The following is a 16,353-nucleotide window of genomic DNA, read 5'->3' on the forward strand; positions in this document are numbered from 1 at the left end:
AACCGGCCCGGGGTGGCGTGCCCGACACGCCACCCCTCGGCTCAGGCCAGCAGTTCGATCCAGGACCCGAGGACGGGATCGCCCGCGAGCGTGGGGAAGTCGATCTCCGCATGTCCAGCCGACCGCCATTTCTCCACCAGCGCCATGATGCGCACCGAATCGAGCCCGGCATCGAGCAGATCGGTCTCCGTGGTCAGCTCGGCGGGCTCGATACCCAGCGCGGTGGCCACGTCACCGATCACCTGTTCGTCGGTCATGTCTCATTCCTCTCGATCGAAGTCAGCGACGCCGCGCTTCCAGTACCCGGCGATGAGCGAGTCCTTGGGGCCGATGCCCAGGTCGTCGCGGACGATCTTGCGGACTCCGCGCAGGCAGCCCGCCTCACCGGCCACCCACGCGAAGACGCGGTGCCCGGCGGGGACTTCCACGCCGCGCACGGCCTGCTCGAGCAGGTCGCCGGTGCCCGGCTCGCGCTCACCTCGATGCAGCCACCGCACCGCGACGCCGTCGGGGCCGTCGAGCGGGATCTGTTCCTCGGGCCCGGCCACCTCGATCAGCGCCCAGCCGGTGGTCTCGCGCGGCATGCGCTCGAGCAGGCGGGCGATGGCGGGTAGCGCGGTGATGTCACCGACGAGCAGATAGTCGTCATAGGTCTGCGGAATGACGACGCCACCGGGCGGGCCCGCGATGTACACCTTGGTCCCCGGGGTGACCGAGCCCGCCCAGTCGGAGGCGAGGCCACCGGGATGGATGACGAAATCGATGTCGAGTTCGTTGTCTTCGACGCTGTGGCGGCGCACCGTGTACTCCCGCGAGACCGGTCGCGGGTTACCCCACTCGAGCATCGTGCCCTCGAGCTTGGGCAGCCGGAGCACGCCGTCCGCGCCCGGGAAGATCAGCCGCACATGCTCATCGGGGACATAGCTGTGGAACGTCGCGATGTCCGGGCCGCCGAAGGTGATCCGCCGCAGTGCCGCGCCGAGGGGAACGACCCGCACCACCTCGACTTCCTGCAGGCCGATCGGGTACGGCACCTTGGCGTAGTGCTCACCGGCGAGCACCTCGGCGATGTTGTCGGCGTAGGCACTGCGATCCTTCACCCTTGTTCCTTTCTGTACAGCGGCCCGGCGCCGAGCGCCATCAGGCCGGTGAGTATCAGGACGACGACGCCGTAGAGCACGAGCGCCCGTCCGGGAGCGAACATCTGGCCCGCGACACCGGCCACCATCGAGCCGACCGCGGTACCGGCGACCGACTGGACCATCAGCAGGCCCGACATCCGCCCCCGCAGGTGATCGGGCGTGGCCTGCTGCAGCATGGCGTAGCGCAGCACCATGTTCACGGCTCTGGCCAGGCCGAACCCGGCGAGACCGAGGAACACCAGCGCCGCGTGCGACCACAGCCCGGCCGCGATGACGCCGACCGGCATCAGCGCCAGCGAGATCAGCAGGGCCCGGCCGGTATGGACGCGGCTCATCCAGCCGCTGCTGAGCGTGCCGAGCACCGCACCGGCTCCCGGCGCCGCGTAGAGCAGGCCGAGAGTGCCGGCGCCCGCGTCGAGTTCGACATCGGCGAAGGCGGGCAGCAGCACCAGCGGTCCGCTGACGAGCATCCCGATCAGCCCGGTCAGCAGGATGAGCCGGATGGATTCGTGGCGCGCGGCGAAGGCGATGCCCGCCGCGAGCTCGCGCACCGGGTTCTGCAGGTCGCGTTGCGGTGGCGGGGAGGGTCCGATCGCGGTGATCAGCCCGACGGTCGCGGTGGTCGCCAGGGCGCAGAGGAAATAGGCCGTGGCCACACCGGCTTTCGCGACGAGCAGTCCGGCGACCGCCGGGGTGAGCATCGTGCCGAGGTCGGTGGTCAGCGAGACCAGCGCGCCCGCGGCCGCCACCTTCTCCCGGCCCACCAGCACCGGAACCATGGCCATCAGCGCCGAACCGCTCACCCCGCCGGCGAGGCCGTCGACGACGGCGGCGAGATAGATCGCGGGCAGCATCGGATCCGGCAGCACGGCGTTCACCCCGAGCAGCAGGAAGCCGATCCCCGCGGCGCTGCGCGACCATTGGATCACCGTGCGGCGGTCGTAACGGTCGGCGACCACGCCGCCGGCGAGACTGCCGAGGAACAGGGCCGCCGCGGTCGTGGTGGCGACCCCGGCGACCTGCACGCTCGAGCCGGTCAGCTGATAGACCTGCAACGGCAGGGCCACCATCAGCAGCCCGATGCCCAGCACCGACACCAGCCGCGCCGCGAACGCGCACCGGAACGGGCGCGAGGCCCGCAGCGGGCTGAGGTCGATGAGCAGGCCGCCGGCGGCGCTCATGGGCGGCGATCCGTCCGGGGCGATTCGACCGGGCTCACTTGAAGCGCTCCACGAGCAGATCGAGGGTGGTCATGACCGTGCGGTAGTCCGGCCGCGAGCTGGTCGCGGGGAGCTCGAACACGGTGCCCGCCTTGAACGCGGGCAGTGTCGCGTACATCGGATCGGCGCGCAGTTCCTCGAGCGAACGGCCACCGGCGAGCGGGATGGTGAACAGCACCGGCGCATCGATCACGGTGTTGAGCAGTTCGGGGCTGAAGCTGATGAAATCGGCGCTCTGCTCCTTGGCCGGATTGCCCGCCTTGTCCTCGAGCCGCGTGTCCAGCGTGAACCCGACCTCCGAGAGCAGGGTCGGCAGCGCGGCGGTCGGCACGAACAGGGTCGGCTTCTGGCTCTTGATCGACTGCATGACCACGGTCGCGCCGGCCGGCGCCTTGATCTTGCTCTTGGCCTCGGCCAGCTTGGCCTGGTAGTTCGCGATCAGGGTGTCGACCTTGCCCGGCTTGTTCACCGTCGCCGCGATGAACCGCAGCTGGTCCTGCCAGTAGGTGGTCTCGGTCGGCATCAGCACGGTCGGCGCGATGGCGCTGAGCTGGTCGTAGGCGTTCACCGACTGCTGGCCCGGGAAGCCCTGGCCGCCGCCGATGATCAGATCGGGACGCTGCGCGGCGATGAACTCCAGGTTGATGTTCTCACCGGACGGAACCGGCTGGGTGCCTTGCTTCTTCGCGTCCTCGGCCCAGCCGGTCGGGAACTCGCCCGGCTTGTTGGGCACGCCGAGCAGGCGCGGGTCCGCCGCGACGACCGTGGCCTCGAGATCGTAGAGGTAGCCGGCCAGGTTGCCGTTGAGCACCACGATGCGCTGCGGATCGGCGGGAACCTTGATGGGCCCCTTCGCGGACGGCACTTCGCGCGGGCCCGAGTCGGTGGACTCCGAGGTCGAGGTGCCGCACGCGGTGAGCGCCGCGACCAGGGCGAGAACGAGCAGGGCGAGGGCGGCGCGGAGGCGGCCCGATGATCGGTTGCTGAACATGGACGGGGATTTCCTCATTTCTGTCGAACGGCTGCTACTGCGGGTCGGCCCGTGCGTCACTGGACCTGGGCCGCGTTCGTCGCCAGCGGAATCACCAGTGGCGTCCCGGTTTCCGGGTCGTCGACGATCCGGCAGCGCAGCGAGAAGACCTCGTGGACGAGGTCGGCGGTGACGATCTGGGCAGGCGCGCCGGTGGCGACGATCCGCCCGTCCCGCATGGCGATCAGGTGATCGGCGTAGCGGAAGGCGTGGTTCAGGTCGTGCAGGACGGCGACGACCGTGCGGCCCGACTCGCGGTTCAGCGTTCGGCACAGGTCGAGCAGCTGGATCTGGTAGGCGATGTCGAGATAGGTCGTCGGCTCGTCGAGCAGGATGATCGGGGTGTCCTGGGCGAGCACCATGGCGATCCAGACGCGTTGGCGCTGACCGCCCGACAGCTCTTCGACCGGCCGCGCCGACAGCTCGGTGACGCCGGTGGCCGCCATCGCGGCCGCCACGGCCTGCTCGTCGGCCGTGGACCACTGCCGCAGCAGGGTCTGGTGGGGATAGCGGCCGCGCGCGACGAGATCGGCGACCCGGATGCCGTCCGGCGCGGTGGAGGTCTGCGGCAGCAGGCCGATCTGCCTGGCCACCTCCTTCGCGGGCGGCGCGGTGATCGGCTTGCCATCGAGCAACACGGTGCCGGTCTCGGGGGTGAGCAGGCGGGCCAGGGCCCGCAGCAGTGTCGATTTGCCGCAGGCGTTGGGGCCGATGATCACGGTGAACTCGCCGTCGGGGATGTCCACGGAGAGCTGGTCGCTGATCGTGGTGCCCTGGTAGCCGAGGCGGACCCGGTCGGCGCGCAGCCGTGAGGCGTGAGAGTCGGTCATGTCGCTTTCCCTAGTTCCGTCGCGCTTCGGCGACGAGCAGATACGCCAGGTAGAGGCCGCCGATCGAGGCGGTGACGATGCCGACCGGCACGGTGGTCGGCGCGAACGCGTGCTGGGCGATCCAGTCGCAGGTGGCCAGCAGCGTCGCGCCCATCACCGCCGCGGGCACCAGCGCGATCGACGGTGTGCGGGTGAGCCTGCGCGCCAGATGCGGTGCGGCGAGCGCGACGAAGGCGATCGGGCCTGCCACCGCCGTGGCCACCGAGGTGAACGCGACGCTGAGCGCGATCAGCCAGCCGGTCGCCCTGCTGACGTTCAGGCCGAACGCGCGCGCGGTGTCGTCACCGAGCTCGAGGATCCGCAGCCGCGGCGCCGCGGGGATCAGTGTCAGCGCCGGCACCGCCAGGATGATCAGGGTCGGTGCGACCTGCGGCCAGGACAGGCCGTTGAGCGAGCCGGCGCCCCAGGCCGCCGCCGACATCGCCGCGTCCAGGTCGGCGCGCAGGATCAGCCAGGTGTTGATCGAGGCCAGCATGGCACTGACACCGATGCCGACGATGATCATCCGGAAGCCGGTCACGTTGTGCCGGAAGGCGAGCAGGTGGATCACCAGCGCGGCGCCGAGGCCGCCGATGATCGCGCCCGCCGCGGTCTGGAAGTGCCCGCCGCCCAGGGTCAGGATGGCGATCAGCGCGCCGGTGTAGGCGCCGGTGTTGAACCCGATGATGTCGGGGCTGCCCAGCGGATTCCTGGTCACCGACTGCAGGATCGCCCCGCTCACGCCGAGCGCGGCGCCCAGCGCCAGGGCCAGCAGGATGCGCGGCAACCGCCAGTCCCACACCACCAGCCGGTCGAACCGCTCGTCGCCGACGAACAGCGCGCGCAGCACCCGGGCCGGCGGGATCAGGTAGTCGCCGCTGCCCAGCGCGAGCACGGCGGTCGCGAGGGCGATCACCAGCAGCACCGCGCACACCACCACGGTGCGCACGCCGATCCTGGCGGTGAAACCCAGCCGGCGGGGCCGGATCACCAGCATCGCCCGGCCGAAATCGATTCCCGAACTCATACGGCGGCACCTACCTTCGCGCGGCGGGCCAGCCAGATCAGCACCGGTGCGCCGAGGAACGCGGTGATCAGGCCGGCGGGGACCTCGTCGGGGCGGATGATGACGCGGCCCAGCACATCCGCGGTGATCACCAGGATCGGCGCCAGCACCAGCGAGTAGGCGAAGATCCAGCGCTGATCGGGGCCGACCAGCCACCGGGCGATATGCGGGACCGCCAGGCCGACGAAGGCGACCGGGCCCACCGCGGCGGTCGCGGTGCCACACAGCAGGACCAGCGCCAGGGCGGTGCACAGCCGGGTGCGGGTGACGTGCACACCCAGCGATCGCGCCAGGTCGTCGCCGAGGGCCACCGCGTTGAGCGAGCGGGCGCACAGCGCGGCGAGCACCAGCCCGACGACGATGAACGGGGTTGCGCCCGTGACGATCTCGAAGCCGCGTCCGGCCAGCGAGCCGGAGTCCCAGCGACGCATCTCGTCGAAGGCCTTGGGGTCGAGCAGCATCAGGCCGCGGGTGAGTCCGCTGAGCACCGCGGTCGCGGCCACGCCCGCCAGGGTCAGCCGCACCGGATCGGTCCCGGTTCGCCCGGCGGTGCCGAGCCGGTACACGACGACGGAAACCAGTGCGGCGCCCGCGAATCCGAACCAGACGTAGGAAGTGATGTCGCTCACTCCCAGGATTCCGACCGCGATGGTGATCGCGAACGCCGCGCCCGCGTTGACGCCGAGCAGGCCCGGATCGGCCAATGGATTGCGGGTCAGGCCCTGCATCAAGCAGCCCGCGACGCCCAGCGCGGGCCCGGCCAGCAGGCCGAGCAGCGTGCGGGGGAGCCGATACTCCATGACGGTCACGTGGTCGGGTGTGGTGCTCGTCCCCGTCAGCGCCAGCCAGACCTCGCCCACCGGAATCGTTTTCGTGCCGACGAGCAGGCTGAGCGCACAGGCCGCGACCAGCACGGTTACCGCCAGCAACCACCCGCACCACCGCGGACTCTTCATCAGGGGTTTCTCTCTCGCTGCGAACACTGTCTCGAAGGGAGGTTAGCCTAAGCAAGGTCTTGATAGGTGAGGCTTACCTAGCTATGGTCTCGGTTCGTTCGGTCCGCAGTTTGTGCGCCGCGCAGTTCACCACGAGGAACACGAAAGGTTCACCCCCGTGAAAATCACCAAGTTCGCCCTGCTGGCCTCCACTGTCAGCGTTGCCCTCGGCATCGCGGCAGGCACCAGCCACGCAGCCCCCGCCGCGGACCCGAGCGCGCCGATCAACTACACCGCCACCACCACCGAGACCAGCACGGTCATCGGGACCGACTCGGGCTCGCTGGTGGTCGAGGACGGCGTGTTCAAGATCAAGGCGGCCGACGGCACCACCGTCGCCGGCAACGAACTGTCCTTCCGTGTCGACGAATTCGTGTTCCCGATCGCCGCCGACATCTCCGGCCGCACCGCGACCCTGACCCCGCAGTTCGACCTCGCGCACGCCACCTACAAGCCGGTCGCGCTGCCGTACGAGGACAAGGCGCCGTGGAAGAACGAGTACGACCGTGAGCAGGCCGCCTGGAGCCGTCTGGGCAGCACCATCTCCCTGGGCGCCAGCATCGCGACCCTGGTCGGCGGCCTCGGCGGCGGCGCGGTCGGCTGCGNTCTGGGCAGCACCATCTCCCTGGGCGCCAGCATCGCGACCCTGGTCGGCGGCCTCGGCGGCGGCGCGGTCGGCTGCGTGCTCGGCGGCATCGCGGGCGCCACCATCGCCTCGGCCACCATCGTCGGCATGTTCGGCCCGTTCATCCCCGCCGCGGCCGTCGGCTGCGTCGCGGGCATCATGGCCATCGGCGCCCTGGGCACCCTCGCCGGCCAGATCTTCATCACCGCCCCCGTCGCGATCATGGCCGCGGTCCAGTACTTCACCACCATCAACTCCCCGATGCCGAACAACCCCGCGCCCGCCAAGTAGGTCGCCCCAGAACACTCGTGGAGGGGACAACTCGACGAGCTGACGAATCCCGCCCGACTGCGATCGTGCGGGATCTCGTCGTCTCCCGAGCTGTCGTGCCGGGCCCCGAAAACCGCTCGTCGTCGTTGGTTCTGGTCGGGCATCATGCTGGTATGCGCGACCGGCCTGCCCCCGATCCCGGCGAGATCCCGTCGCCGGGACTGGTTGCCGCGTGGGTGGCGCTGGGCACGGTGCCGGCCGAACGGGTCCCGCTCTGGGCGGCGTACTGGCTGGTGGACGGTCATGACGGCGCGGCGCTGCGGGACCTGGCCGGGCTGGGCGACACGGAGTTCCACGAGATCCACGACGTGCTGCCCGCGGCGCTGGCCGACTGCGCCACAGTCGTCCCCGAATCGGCGGTGGCCGCAGCCCAGGTGGCGTTCACCGATCTCGCGCGGATGTGCGCCGTCCACCGCGCCACCGAATCCTGGGTACTGAACAAGGTGTGCGAGATCGTCGTCCGGTCCGACTACGACGCCGGTGTCACCGAACTCCCGCTCGGCCGGATCTACGATCTCGACGACGAGTGGGCGGCGGGCTGGGGTCGAACGCGTGCCGAACTCACACAGAAGATCCGGGACGCGTGCCGAGATCAACTCACCATGAGCCGCGCCGCGACCGGTCGCTGATCCAGCTTCCCCGACGAGCGGCTCGCGCATCGCGGCCGGTGGCAGAATCGTGCGATGACAGCCGACCGGGCCGACCTGCACCGCGAACTCTCGGCCTTTCTGGCTTCCCGCAACGACATCGAGCTGGCCGCGCTCGTGGACGAGGGGCGCGCTGTGGCCCGAGCTTCAACGCATGGCGGGAACTCGCCGCGAATGTCCTTGTCACCGAGGCGGTTCTAGCTGGGGATGCTCGATTGTTCCCGCTGCTCTATCACTGGCGGGTGCTGCCCGGCCGGGCGCCGATCGCGGCCGAACACACCGATATCGACACGGTCGTCGCCGCGCAGGGTGATTCGCCCGCGGTGCGGGTCCGTCTCGAGGCGCTGGCTGCCGCGACGGCGAGCCTCGTGCTGTTCTGCGAATACCTTCCGTACGGGATAGCGGACTGGCTGCGGGAGGACCCGGTGGGCAGGGCCGTGGTCGTCGAGCGGCAGATGTCGGAGATCGTGGGGTTCCTCGGCGATCGGGAATTACTGCATATGGACGGGCATTTCGGCAATCTGCGCAGCGACGGGGAGCGGATCTATCTCACCGACTTCGGGCTGGTCACCTCGCCGCGTTTCGACTTGTCGGACGCCGAGCGCGAATTCGTCGCACGTCACGTGACGCATGACGCCGACTATCTCGCCATGCGACTGGTCAACTGGGTGGTGACCGATATCTGCGGAATACCGACGCCGGCCGGGAGTGCCCCCTTCGCCCGCAACGAGTACGTACTCCGATGCGCGGCGGGGCATATCCCCGACGACGTGGCACCGGTCGTAGCCGCGATCCTGGCTCGCCACGCACCCGCCGCGGCGACGCTGAACGCCTTCTACAGGAAACTGTTCGCAGGCGAGGTCCACGCGGAATACCCCGGCACAGCGAGAGCGGCCGATTCCCAGGTCGGTCGTCGGCACGGGCCGCCAGGGGACTAGCTCGGGTCGGCGTCCGGGGTGGGCGTTGCGTCGTTCGGGGCCGGGAGGTGACGGAGCAGAACCAGCACCAGGACCGTGGCGACCGCGGTGAGGCCGATGGCGACCAGTGAATTCACCTGGAGGGCATGGGTGTAGGCCTGGCGGGCGAGAGTGGCGAGTTCGGCGCCGAGGGTTTCCGGGAGCATGGCGGCGACGTGGAGAGCTCCGGCCAGGGTGTCCTCGGCGGCGTGGGTGACCTCGGTGGGCAGCCCGGCGGGCAGGCTCTCGGTCATCCGGCCGCGGTAGACCGCGGTTCCGATGCTGCCGATCACGGCGACACCGAGCGCGGCGGACAGTTCCTGGCCGGTCTCGGAGATCGCGGACGCGGCGCCGGCGCGGGCCGGGTCGACGGCGCCGACGATCAGGTCCAGGCCGAGCACGAACATCGGACTCAGGCCGAGGGAGAACACGACCATGCCGGTGACGATCAGCGCGAGGTCGTCGGCGCCGGAGAGCTGGGTGAAGATCGCGTACCCGGCCATGGCGATCACCAGCCCGCCCGCCATCAGATAGGCCGGCCGCACCCGTGGTGCGAGGGCGCTCACCACTCCGGCCGCCACGACCATCGCCGCGGCCTGCGGCACCGTCCACAGCCCGGCTTCGAAGGCCGACAGCCCGAGTACCAGTTGCAGGTACTGCGACAGCAGCAGGAACAGTCCGCCCATGGCGAGCATGGCGACCATCAGCGCGACGAGCGAACCGCTGAATCGCACATTGCCGAACAGCCGCAGGTCGATGAGCGGATCGGTGAGCCGCCGCTGCCGCAGGACGAACACCGTGCCCAGCACCAGTCCGGTCCCCAGCACCGCGATCGCGTCGACCGCCCAGCCGTCCTTGGCCAGTTCCTTGATGCCGTAGATGACGGCCATCACCGACAGCAGCGACAACACCGCGCTCAGCACATCGAGCCTGCCCGGATTCGGGTCCTTGTACTCGGGCAACAGGATCGGCCCGGCCACCAGCAGCAGCACCATCGCGGGCACCGCGACCAGGAACACCGAGCCCCACCAGAAGTTCTCCAGCATCGCCCCGCCGACCAGCGGGCCGATCACCATGCCGATCATGAAGCTGGTCATCCACACGCTGATCGCGGTGGTGCGCTGGCGGTCGTCGTGGAACATGTTGCGGATCAGCGCCAGCGTCGACGGCATCAGGGTCGCGCCCGCGATGCCGAGCAGCGCCCGCGTGCCGATCAGCATGTTCGCGCTGGTGGAGTACGCGGCGACGATCGAGGCGACGCCGAACGCGAGCGCGCCGATCATCAGCAGCCGGCGCCTGCCGATCCGGTCACCGACGGTGCCCATGGTGATGAGGAATCCGGCGACCAGGAAGCCGTAGATGTCGAGGATCCACAGCAGCTGGGAGCTGCTCGGTTGCAGCGCCTCGCTGATCTGCGGGATGGCGAGGTAGAGGACGCTCAGATCCATCGAGATCAACAGCGTCGGCAGGGCGAGTACCGCCAGTCCGATCCACTCCCTGAGCCCGGCCGTCGTGGTGGGTTCGCCTGCGGCCTGCTCGCTCTGCGTGGACGTCACGGCACCGACGTTACCGACGAATCGACCGCATGTGCCAGGCGTTTTCGGCGCCGCGGCCAGTCCGCCCGCCGAGAAGTCATTGGACATTGCCGGGCCGGTGCCGCGAGGATGGGCGCGGTGTCCACACGTAATGAACAGCTCAGGCTCGTCGATCCGCCGCGTCAGCCGGAGGATCCGGGCGAGCGGTTTCCGTGGTCGGCGGCCATCGACTCCACCTACTCGACCCGCGACGCCATCGACGCGCTGGCGCTCGCGCCGTTCCTGCGCGGTGACCAGTCCTTCGCCCGGCAGGCGCACCTGGATCGGGTGCGCCCCGACGCGCCCCTGCGCCCGGCCGACTCCCGGATCGTGCGCTCGGTGGCCGACGACGACAGCAGCGCGTTGCTGGTCGAAGGCGACGGCTGGTCGCTGCGGGCGGTGCGCTGGGCGGGCGGGTCGGCCACGGTCGAGGTGACCGCGGTCAGCGACGAACTCGCCGTCGCCGTGCTGGCCGGGGCCACGGCCGACGCCGTGCAGCCGCCGGGTGCCGGCGCCACCGTGGAAATGGGCTTCTGGCACATGGATGTCCGGCGGCCGCTGCGCAGGCGCCGCCAGATCAGCGCGCCCGCCTGGGCGGAGATCCGCGGCAACTACGCCGCGCCGGTCTCGGCGAGCATGGATCGGTTGATGGCGCTCGAGGTCGCCGAGATCAGAGGCAGGCTGGTGCTGCTGCACGGCGAACCGGGCACCGGCAAGACCACCGCGTTGCGCGCGCTCGCGCGGGCGTGGTCGTCGTGGTGTCAGGTCGACTGTGTCGTCGACCCCGAGGAACTGTTCAGCAATCCCGGCTATCTCATGGAAGTGGCGGCGGGCGCCGACGGCGACGACGGCAGCCGCTGGCGCCTGCTGGTGCTCGAGGACTGCGACGAACTCATCCGCGGCGAAGCGAAAGAGGCCGCGGGACAGAAACTGTCGCGCCTGCTCAACCTCACCGACGGCATGCTCGGGCAGGGCCGCAACGTGCTGATCGCGGTCACCACCAACGAGGACCTGTCCCGCCTGCATCCCGCGGTGGTGCGCCCCGGCCGCTGCCTGGCCCAGATCGAGGTCGGTCGCCTGTCGCCCACCGAGGCCCGCGACTGGCTCACCGCACAGGACTGTCCGCCGGGCGAGCCGATCGGTCGCGAGGGCGCGACCCTCGCGGAGCTGGTCGCCCGCCGCGACGGCGAGATCCAGATCCAGTCCGTCACCCCGGACGCGACCGAGGTCGGCATGTACCTGTGACGCTCACGCGGGCGTGTGGGCCCTGATCAGTTCGGTGAGGTGGCGGCCGACGCGATCCAGCGGCTCGGTGCTGTGCTTGGCCAGCGACATCACCACCGCGCCCTCGATCGAGGCGATGACCGTGGTCGCCAGGGATCGGGCGGTGTCGGGGGCGATGTTCTCCGCGCGCAGCCGCGTCTCCAGGGCATGTTCCCAGTTCCCGAAGGCCTCGCCCGCGGCGTCGGCCGCCGACGCGGATTCCGAGCGGCCGAGGGCGGCCGCGACGATCGGGCAGCCCGCCAGGAAATCGCTGGACTCGACGACGTGCTTCCACGCGTCGGCGAAGGAGGCGATGGTCGTCTCCGGCTTCGCGTCGGCGCCGAACGTCTCGATGAGCGTCGTCATCGCCCGCCCGGCGACCCGGGTGGCCTCGGTGATCAGCTCGGATTTGCCGCCGGGGAAGTTCAGGTAGATCGTCCGGCGGGAGAGCCCGCTGTGGTCGAGCAGTTGCGCGACTCCGGTCCCGGTCACGCCGTTGCGGCGGACCAGGTCGATCGCGCTCTGCACGAGTCCGTCGCGCGCTGCCATCGGCGTCCTTTCGGTCGGTTCGATTGAAGTATACCGATCGGTGTACTACCGTTCGGGCAAGTACACCGATCGGTGTAGCGCGCGATCCGTGGAGGAGTCGACGATGACAGCCCTGAGTGACCCGCTCGCCCTGCCGTGCGGCCAGGTGCTCGGTAACCGGCTGATGAAGGCCGCCCTGAGCGAGGGTCTCGGCACCCCGGCGGCGGGACCGGACGAACGCCTCGACCGGCTCTATCGCCGCTGGGGAACCGGCGGCTTCGGCCTGGTGGTGACCGGCAATGTCATGGTCGATCGCGACCATCTCGGCGAACCGGGCAATGTCGTCGTCGAGGACGAGCGCCATCTCGACGACCTGCGCCGCTGGTCGGCCCACGCGACCGGGGCGGGCGCCCGGATCTGGATGCAGATCAATCATCCCGGGCGCCAAGCGAATCCGCTGATGACCAAAGTCCAGCCGGTGGCGCCGTCGGCGATCGGCCTGGGTCTGCCCGGCATCCCCGCGCCGCGCGCGCTCACCGACCCCGAGATCGTCGAGATCGTGCACCGCTTCGCCACCACCGCGCGGATCGCCGAGCGGGCGGGTTTCGACGGCGTGCAGATCCACGGCGCGCACGGATACCTCGTCTCCCAGTTCCTCTCGCCGCTGGCCAATCAGCGCGAGGACCGCTGGGGCGGCGACCCCGAGCGGCGGGCGCGGTTCGTGCTCGAGGTGGTCCGCGCGATCAGGGCCGAGGTGTCCTCGACGTTCGCGGTCGCGATCAAGCTCAACTCCGCCGACTTCCAGCGCGGTGGTTTCACCGAGGACGAGTCGCGCGCGGTGGTGCGGCGCCTGGCCGACGAGCGTCTCGACCTGATCGAGATCAGCGGCGGCAGTTACGAATCGCCGGCCATGATGGGCAGGCCGGTGGCCCGGTCGGCGAGCACGGCGGCGCGCGAGGCGTACTTCCTCGAGTACGCGCGGTCGGTACGGGCGGTCGCGGGCTCGGTGCCGCTGGCCGTCACCGGCGGCTTCCGGTCCCGTCCGGCCATGCTCGACGCGGTCGAGTCGGGGGAGTGCGATGTGGTCGGCCTCGGTCGTCCCACCGCCGTCGATCCCGGCGCGGCCGCGCAGATCCTGCATCAGCGCACCGAGCGCCTGCATTCGCCCAGCATCACGCTCGGCCTGCCCGCGCGGGTGGCGACGCTGCCCAATGTCAAGAGTCTCGAAGGCGCCCTCGACCTGCAGTGGCACACCGACCAGCTGCATCGTCTCGGCGCGGGCGCCGACCCTGATCCCGACCGCGCGCCGTGGCTCACGGCGGCGGCCATGCTCAAACACCATGGTGTCGACGCGTTCCGGAGCAGAAGGAGTTCTACCGTGACCCGGCCGGCGAAGGACCCGGCTCTGCGCAAGTTCGAGTTCGAACGCGCGGTGGGGCGCTATCTCGCCAACCCGACCGTCCGCGCTCTGAGCCGCATCGGCATCCGCACTTCGTTCGCGACCGAACTGGAGACGACCGGCCGCAAGTCCGGGCAGGCCAGGGTGGTCCCGGTGTCGGTGTCGTTCGACGACACCGGCGCCTGGGTGATCAGCCAGCACGGGACCAGGTCGGGCTGGGCGGCCAATATCGGGGCCGAGCCGAAAGTTCGTGTCCGCCAGGGTGATCGGTGGCGGACCGGGGTCGCGGAATTGCGTCCGGCCGACGACGTCGTCGCGCGGGCGCGCAGCTTCGCGCCCAACCAGGTCTTCGCCGGGCTGACGGCGGCGACCTTCCGCGCGTTGCAGAGCACGCCGATCTCGGTCCGGATCACCTTCACCGACTGACGACCTCGGCCCGCGCGGCACAGGCCAGGGTGAGCACGAGCGGCACGGCCAGCGCCGCGGTGAGCGGGACGAGGGCGGTCAGCCAGCCGATCATGGCCGGCCCGGCCAGCAGCCCGAGATAGCCGATGGTGAACACCCGGGACATGTCGGTCGCGGCGGTCGTGCCACCCAGATTGCCCGCCGCGGTGAAGATCTGGGGCACTCCACCGGCCAGCCCCAGGCCGCACATCGCCCAGCCCGCCAAGGTCAGCGGCAACCACGGCGACGCGATGACCACCGCGAAACCGGCCGCGGCCAGCAGGCTGCCGTAGCGCACGATGGCGACCGGACCGATCGCGCCGCTGACCCGGTCGGCCAGGAACCGGCCCAGCGTCATGGTCGCGGAGAAGGCGCCGAACGCCAGGGCGGCATCGGATTCGGAGACGCCCAGGTGTTCGCGCGCCTGGAGCGCGCTCCAATCGCCCGCGACGCCTTCGGCGAGCAGCAGGACGAAGGCGATGACACCGAGGGAGAGCACTTTTCGGGTGCGCACTCGGGCGCGCTGTTCTGTCGTCGGCCCGGTGGACGGGTCCGACGCCGCGATCGTCGATCGGGTGGCATCGGTGGCGCCCGGTTCGGCGCCCACCGGCGGGGCGAGTTCCGGGCGCCCGTCGCGGGTCATCGCCTCGGCCGGGTACGCGCGGTCGGGCTCACCCGCGTCCGCCTCGGGCGTCCGGTCGGGGTCGTCGTAGTGCTCCGGTCGTGAATCGGCGTCGGACCGGTGGTGCGGAATCAGGTGTGGCACGAGCATGGCGGTGACAGCCAGTCCAGCGATCCCCGCGAGGGTCAGCGTCAACTGCGGTGACCAGCCGAGGCGCTGGGTGGCGGCGCCGACCAGCGCGCCCGCGAACCCGCCGCCGGAGAACATGGCGTGGAACGCCGACATGATCGGCCGGTGATAGGCCCGCTCGACGTGCACCGCCTGGGTGTTCATCGAGACGTCGAGCGCGCCGTTGCCGAGTCCGAAACAGGCCAGCGCGATCGCCAGCGTCACCGGGCCCGTGGCCAGCGCGGGACCGAGCACCGTCACCGAGACGGTGGTCGCGGCCACCGCGACGAGTGTGCGGCTGCCGAATCGGTCGGCGGCCGGGCCCGCGAGCCGCATCCCCACGATCGCGGCCCCGGCCAGCAGCAGGACGAACATCCCGAGCAACGAGGCCGACACCCCGGTCCGATCGGTGATCGCCGGAATGTGCACCACCCACATGGCCAGCAGGAACCCGTTCAGTGTGAACACGGAGAACACGGCGGCCCTGGCGAACCGGAGCTCGCGGTCGATCGTCGCTGGAGTCACCGATTCGACGGTACCCGCGCCCGCTGCCGGACGCGGGCAGACCGAGCCCACCACGCGCTGCCGGTCCGGGGCGCGCAGCGCGTGGGCAGCCGGCTCACTCCTGGGGCGTCCAGATTCCGGTGGCCGCGGTCTCCTTGGCGTATTCGCTGAAATCCCGCGGCGCGCGGCCGAGCGCGCGCTCGACGCCGTCGGCGGTGGCGGAGTTGCGGCCGTCGAGGATGGTGCCGAACAGGTAGTCGAGCAGGCTGATCACATCGTCGGGGACCTGGTATTCGGCCAGTGTCGCAACGAATTCCGGGCGCGAGGCCGGGATGAACGCGATCTCGCGGCCGCTGGCCGCGGCGATCTCGCCCACGGCCTCGGCGAAGGTCAGGGCCCGCGCCCCGGTGATCTCGTAGATCTCGCCCGCGTGCCGGGCATCGGTGAGCGCGGCCACGGCGACCTCGGCGATGTCGTCGGCGTGCGCGAACGGTTCGGGCACATCGCCGTTGGGCAGGGCGACCGCGCCGGCGAGCACGTCGGGCAGGAAGGCGCCCTCGCTGAAGTTCTCCGCGAAGAAGGCGGAGCGGACCACGGTCCAGGCCAGGCCCGAATTCTCCACGATCACTTCGCATTCGCGCGCTTCGGGCTCGCCGCGACCGGACAACAGGACCACCGAGGTCACCCCGGCCGCCTTCGCGGCGGCGGTGAACGCGTGGATGACATCCGGTGCGCCGGGGACGGCGAGATCGGGCTGGTAGGACAGGTAGACCGAGTCGACCCCGGCCAGGGCCGGGCCCCAGGTGGCCCGGTCGGTCCAGTCGAACGGGATCGGGGCGGTACGCGAGCCGAGCCGGACCGGGTGGCCCGCGGCCGCCAGGCGCGCCGCGACACGGCTGCCGGTCTTGCCGGTGCCGCCGGTGACGAGGAAAAGCTGCTGGTGAGAAGCGGTGTTTGTCATGAGATAAGTA

General features: G+C 70.6%; 16 protein-coding genes. 5 read left to right on the top strand and 11 right to left on the bottom strand.

Annotated features, from left to right (window positions below):
- Positions 1–41: 41 nt before the first annotated feature.
- Genes V8688_RS13105 through V8688_RS13135 form a run of 7 tightly spaced genes read right to left on the bottom strand, consistent with a single transcriptional unit; the run spans position 42 to position 6,283 of the window.
- Positions 42–257 carry a phosphopantetheine-binding protein gene (locus tag V8688_RS13105; protein ID WP_218720943.1) on the bottom strand — a complete coding sequence of 72 codons (216 nt, stop codon included), beginning with the start codon at positions 255–257 and terminating at the stop codon, positions 42–44.
- 3 nt (positions 258–260) lie between these two features.
- Positions 261–1,100: a siderophore-interacting protein gene (locus tag V8688_RS13110; protein ID WP_218720944.1), complete on the bottom strand. Its 840-nt coding sequence runs from the start codon at positions 1,098–1,100 to the stop codon at positions 261–263.
- Entirely contained in the window at positions 1,097–2,323 is a 1,227-nt protein-coding gene (gene entS, locus V8688_RS13115; RefSeq protein WP_218720945.1) for an enterobactin transporter EntS, read from the bottom strand. The genes V8688_RS13110 and entS overlap by 4 nt, the downstream gene beginning before the upstream one ends.
- A 34-nt stretch (positions 2,324–2,357) precedes the next feature.
- The gene (locus tag V8688_RS13120) at positions 2,358–3,353 is read right to left on the bottom strand and encodes an ABC transporter substrate-binding protein (RefSeq protein ID WP_218720946.1); all 996 of its coding nucleotides are present in this window, start codon (positions 3,351–3,353) and stop codon (positions 2,358–2,360) included.
- A 56-nt stretch (positions 3,354–3,409) separates the two neighbouring features.
- Positions 3,410–4,222, bottom strand: a complete 813-nt coding sequence (locus tag V8688_RS13125) for an ABC transporter ATP-binding protein (RefSeq protein ID WP_218720947.1) — start codon at positions 4,220–4,222, stop codon at positions 3,410–3,412.
- 10 nt (positions 4,223–4,232) lie between these two features.
- Positions 4,233–5,288: an iron chelate uptake ABC transporter family permease subunit gene (locus V8688_RS13130; RefSeq protein WP_342800888.1), complete on the bottom strand. Its 1,056-nt coding sequence runs from the start codon at positions 5,286–5,288 to the stop codon at positions 4,233–4,235.
- Positions 5,285–6,283, bottom strand: a complete 999-nt coding sequence (locus V8688_RS13135) for an iron chelate uptake ABC transporter family permease subunit (protein WP_342800889.1) — start codon at positions 6,281–6,283, stop codon at positions 5,285–5,287. The genes V8688_RS13130 and V8688_RS13135 overlap by 4 nt, the downstream gene beginning before the upstream one ends.
- Before the next feature lie 157 nt (positions 6,284–6,440).
- On the opposite strand from V8688_RS13135, the gene V8688_RS13140 reads away from it, so the two are divergent.
- The 3 genes from V8688_RS13140 (at position 6,441) to V8688_RS13150 (ending at position 8,862) form a co-directional block, all read left to right on the top strand.
- Complete coding sequence (locus V8688_RS13140) at positions 6,441–7,238, top strand: hypothetical protein (protein WP_342800890.1); 798 nt, start codon at positions 6,441–6,443, stop codon at positions 7,236–7,238.
- Positions 7,239–7,390: 152 nt separating this feature from the next.
- Complete coding sequence (locus tag V8688_RS13145) at positions 7,391–7,906, top strand: hypothetical protein (protein ID WP_218720951.1); 516 nt, start codon at positions 7,391–7,393, stop codon at positions 7,904–7,906.
- A 233-nt stretch (positions 7,907–8,139) separates the two neighbouring features.
- Complete coding sequence (locus V8688_RS13150) at positions 8,140–8,862, top strand: serine/threonine protein phosphatase (RefSeq protein ID WP_342800891.1); 723 nt, start codon at positions 8,140–8,142, stop codon at positions 8,860–8,862.
- Here V8688_RS13150 and V8688_RS13155 read toward each other — a convergent pair.
- Positions 8,859–10,436, bottom strand: coding sequence for an MFS transporter (locus V8688_RS13155; RefSeq protein ID WP_342800892.1), 1,578 nt, complete (start codon positions 10,434–10,436; stop codon positions 8,859–8,861). The genes V8688_RS13150 and V8688_RS13155 overlap by 4 nt on opposite strands.
- 108 nt (positions 10,437–10,544) lie before the next feature.
- Here V8688_RS13155 and V8688_RS13160 point away from each other — a divergent pair, with 108 nt between their 5' ends.
- Entirely contained in the window at positions 10,545–11,699 is a 1,155-nt protein-coding gene (locus tag V8688_RS13160; protein WP_342800893.1) for a DUF5925 domain-containing protein, read from the top strand.
- A gap of 3 nt (positions 11,700–11,702) precedes the next feature.
- On the opposite strand, the gene V8688_RS13165 is transcribed toward V8688_RS13160, so the two are convergent.
- On the bottom strand, positions 11,703–12,266 hold the full coding sequence (locus V8688_RS13165; protein WP_218720954.1) for a TetR family transcriptional regulator: 564 nt from the start codon (positions 12,264–12,266) through the stop codon (positions 11,703–11,705).
- A gap of 103 nt (positions 12,267–12,369) precedes the next feature.
- Between V8688_RS13165 and V8688_RS13170 the strand changes: the two genes are divergently transcribed.
- On the top strand, positions 12,370–14,070 hold the full coding sequence (locus V8688_RS13170) for a nitroreductase family deazaflavin-dependent oxidoreductase (RefSeq protein WP_342800894.1): 1,701 nt from the start codon (positions 12,370–12,372) through the stop codon (positions 14,068–14,070).
- On the opposite strand, the gene V8688_RS13175 is transcribed toward V8688_RS13170, so the two are convergent.
- Together V8688_RS13175 and V8688_RS13180 are read right to left on the bottom strand one after the other, a co-directional pair.
- On the bottom strand, positions 14,060–15,556 hold the full coding sequence (locus tag V8688_RS13175) for an MFS transporter (protein WP_342800897.1): 1,497 nt from the start codon (positions 15,554–15,556) through the stop codon (positions 14,060–14,062). The genes V8688_RS13170 and V8688_RS13175 overlap by 11 nt on opposite strands.
- Positions 15,498–16,343: an NAD(P)H-binding protein gene (locus tag V8688_RS13180; RefSeq protein ID WP_218720957.1), complete on the bottom strand. Its 846-nt coding sequence runs from the start codon at positions 16,341–16,343 to the stop codon at positions 15,498–15,500. The genes V8688_RS13175 and V8688_RS13180 overlap by 59 nt, the downstream gene beginning before the upstream one ends.
- Between the last annotated feature and the right edge of the window lie 10 nt (positions 16,344–16,353).

Origin of the sequence: Nocardia sp. No.11, assembly GCF_038752175.1 — a bacterium.
Lineage (GTDB): Bacteria > Actinomycetota > Actinomycetes > Mycobacteriales > Mycobacteriaceae > Nocardia > Nocardia canadensis.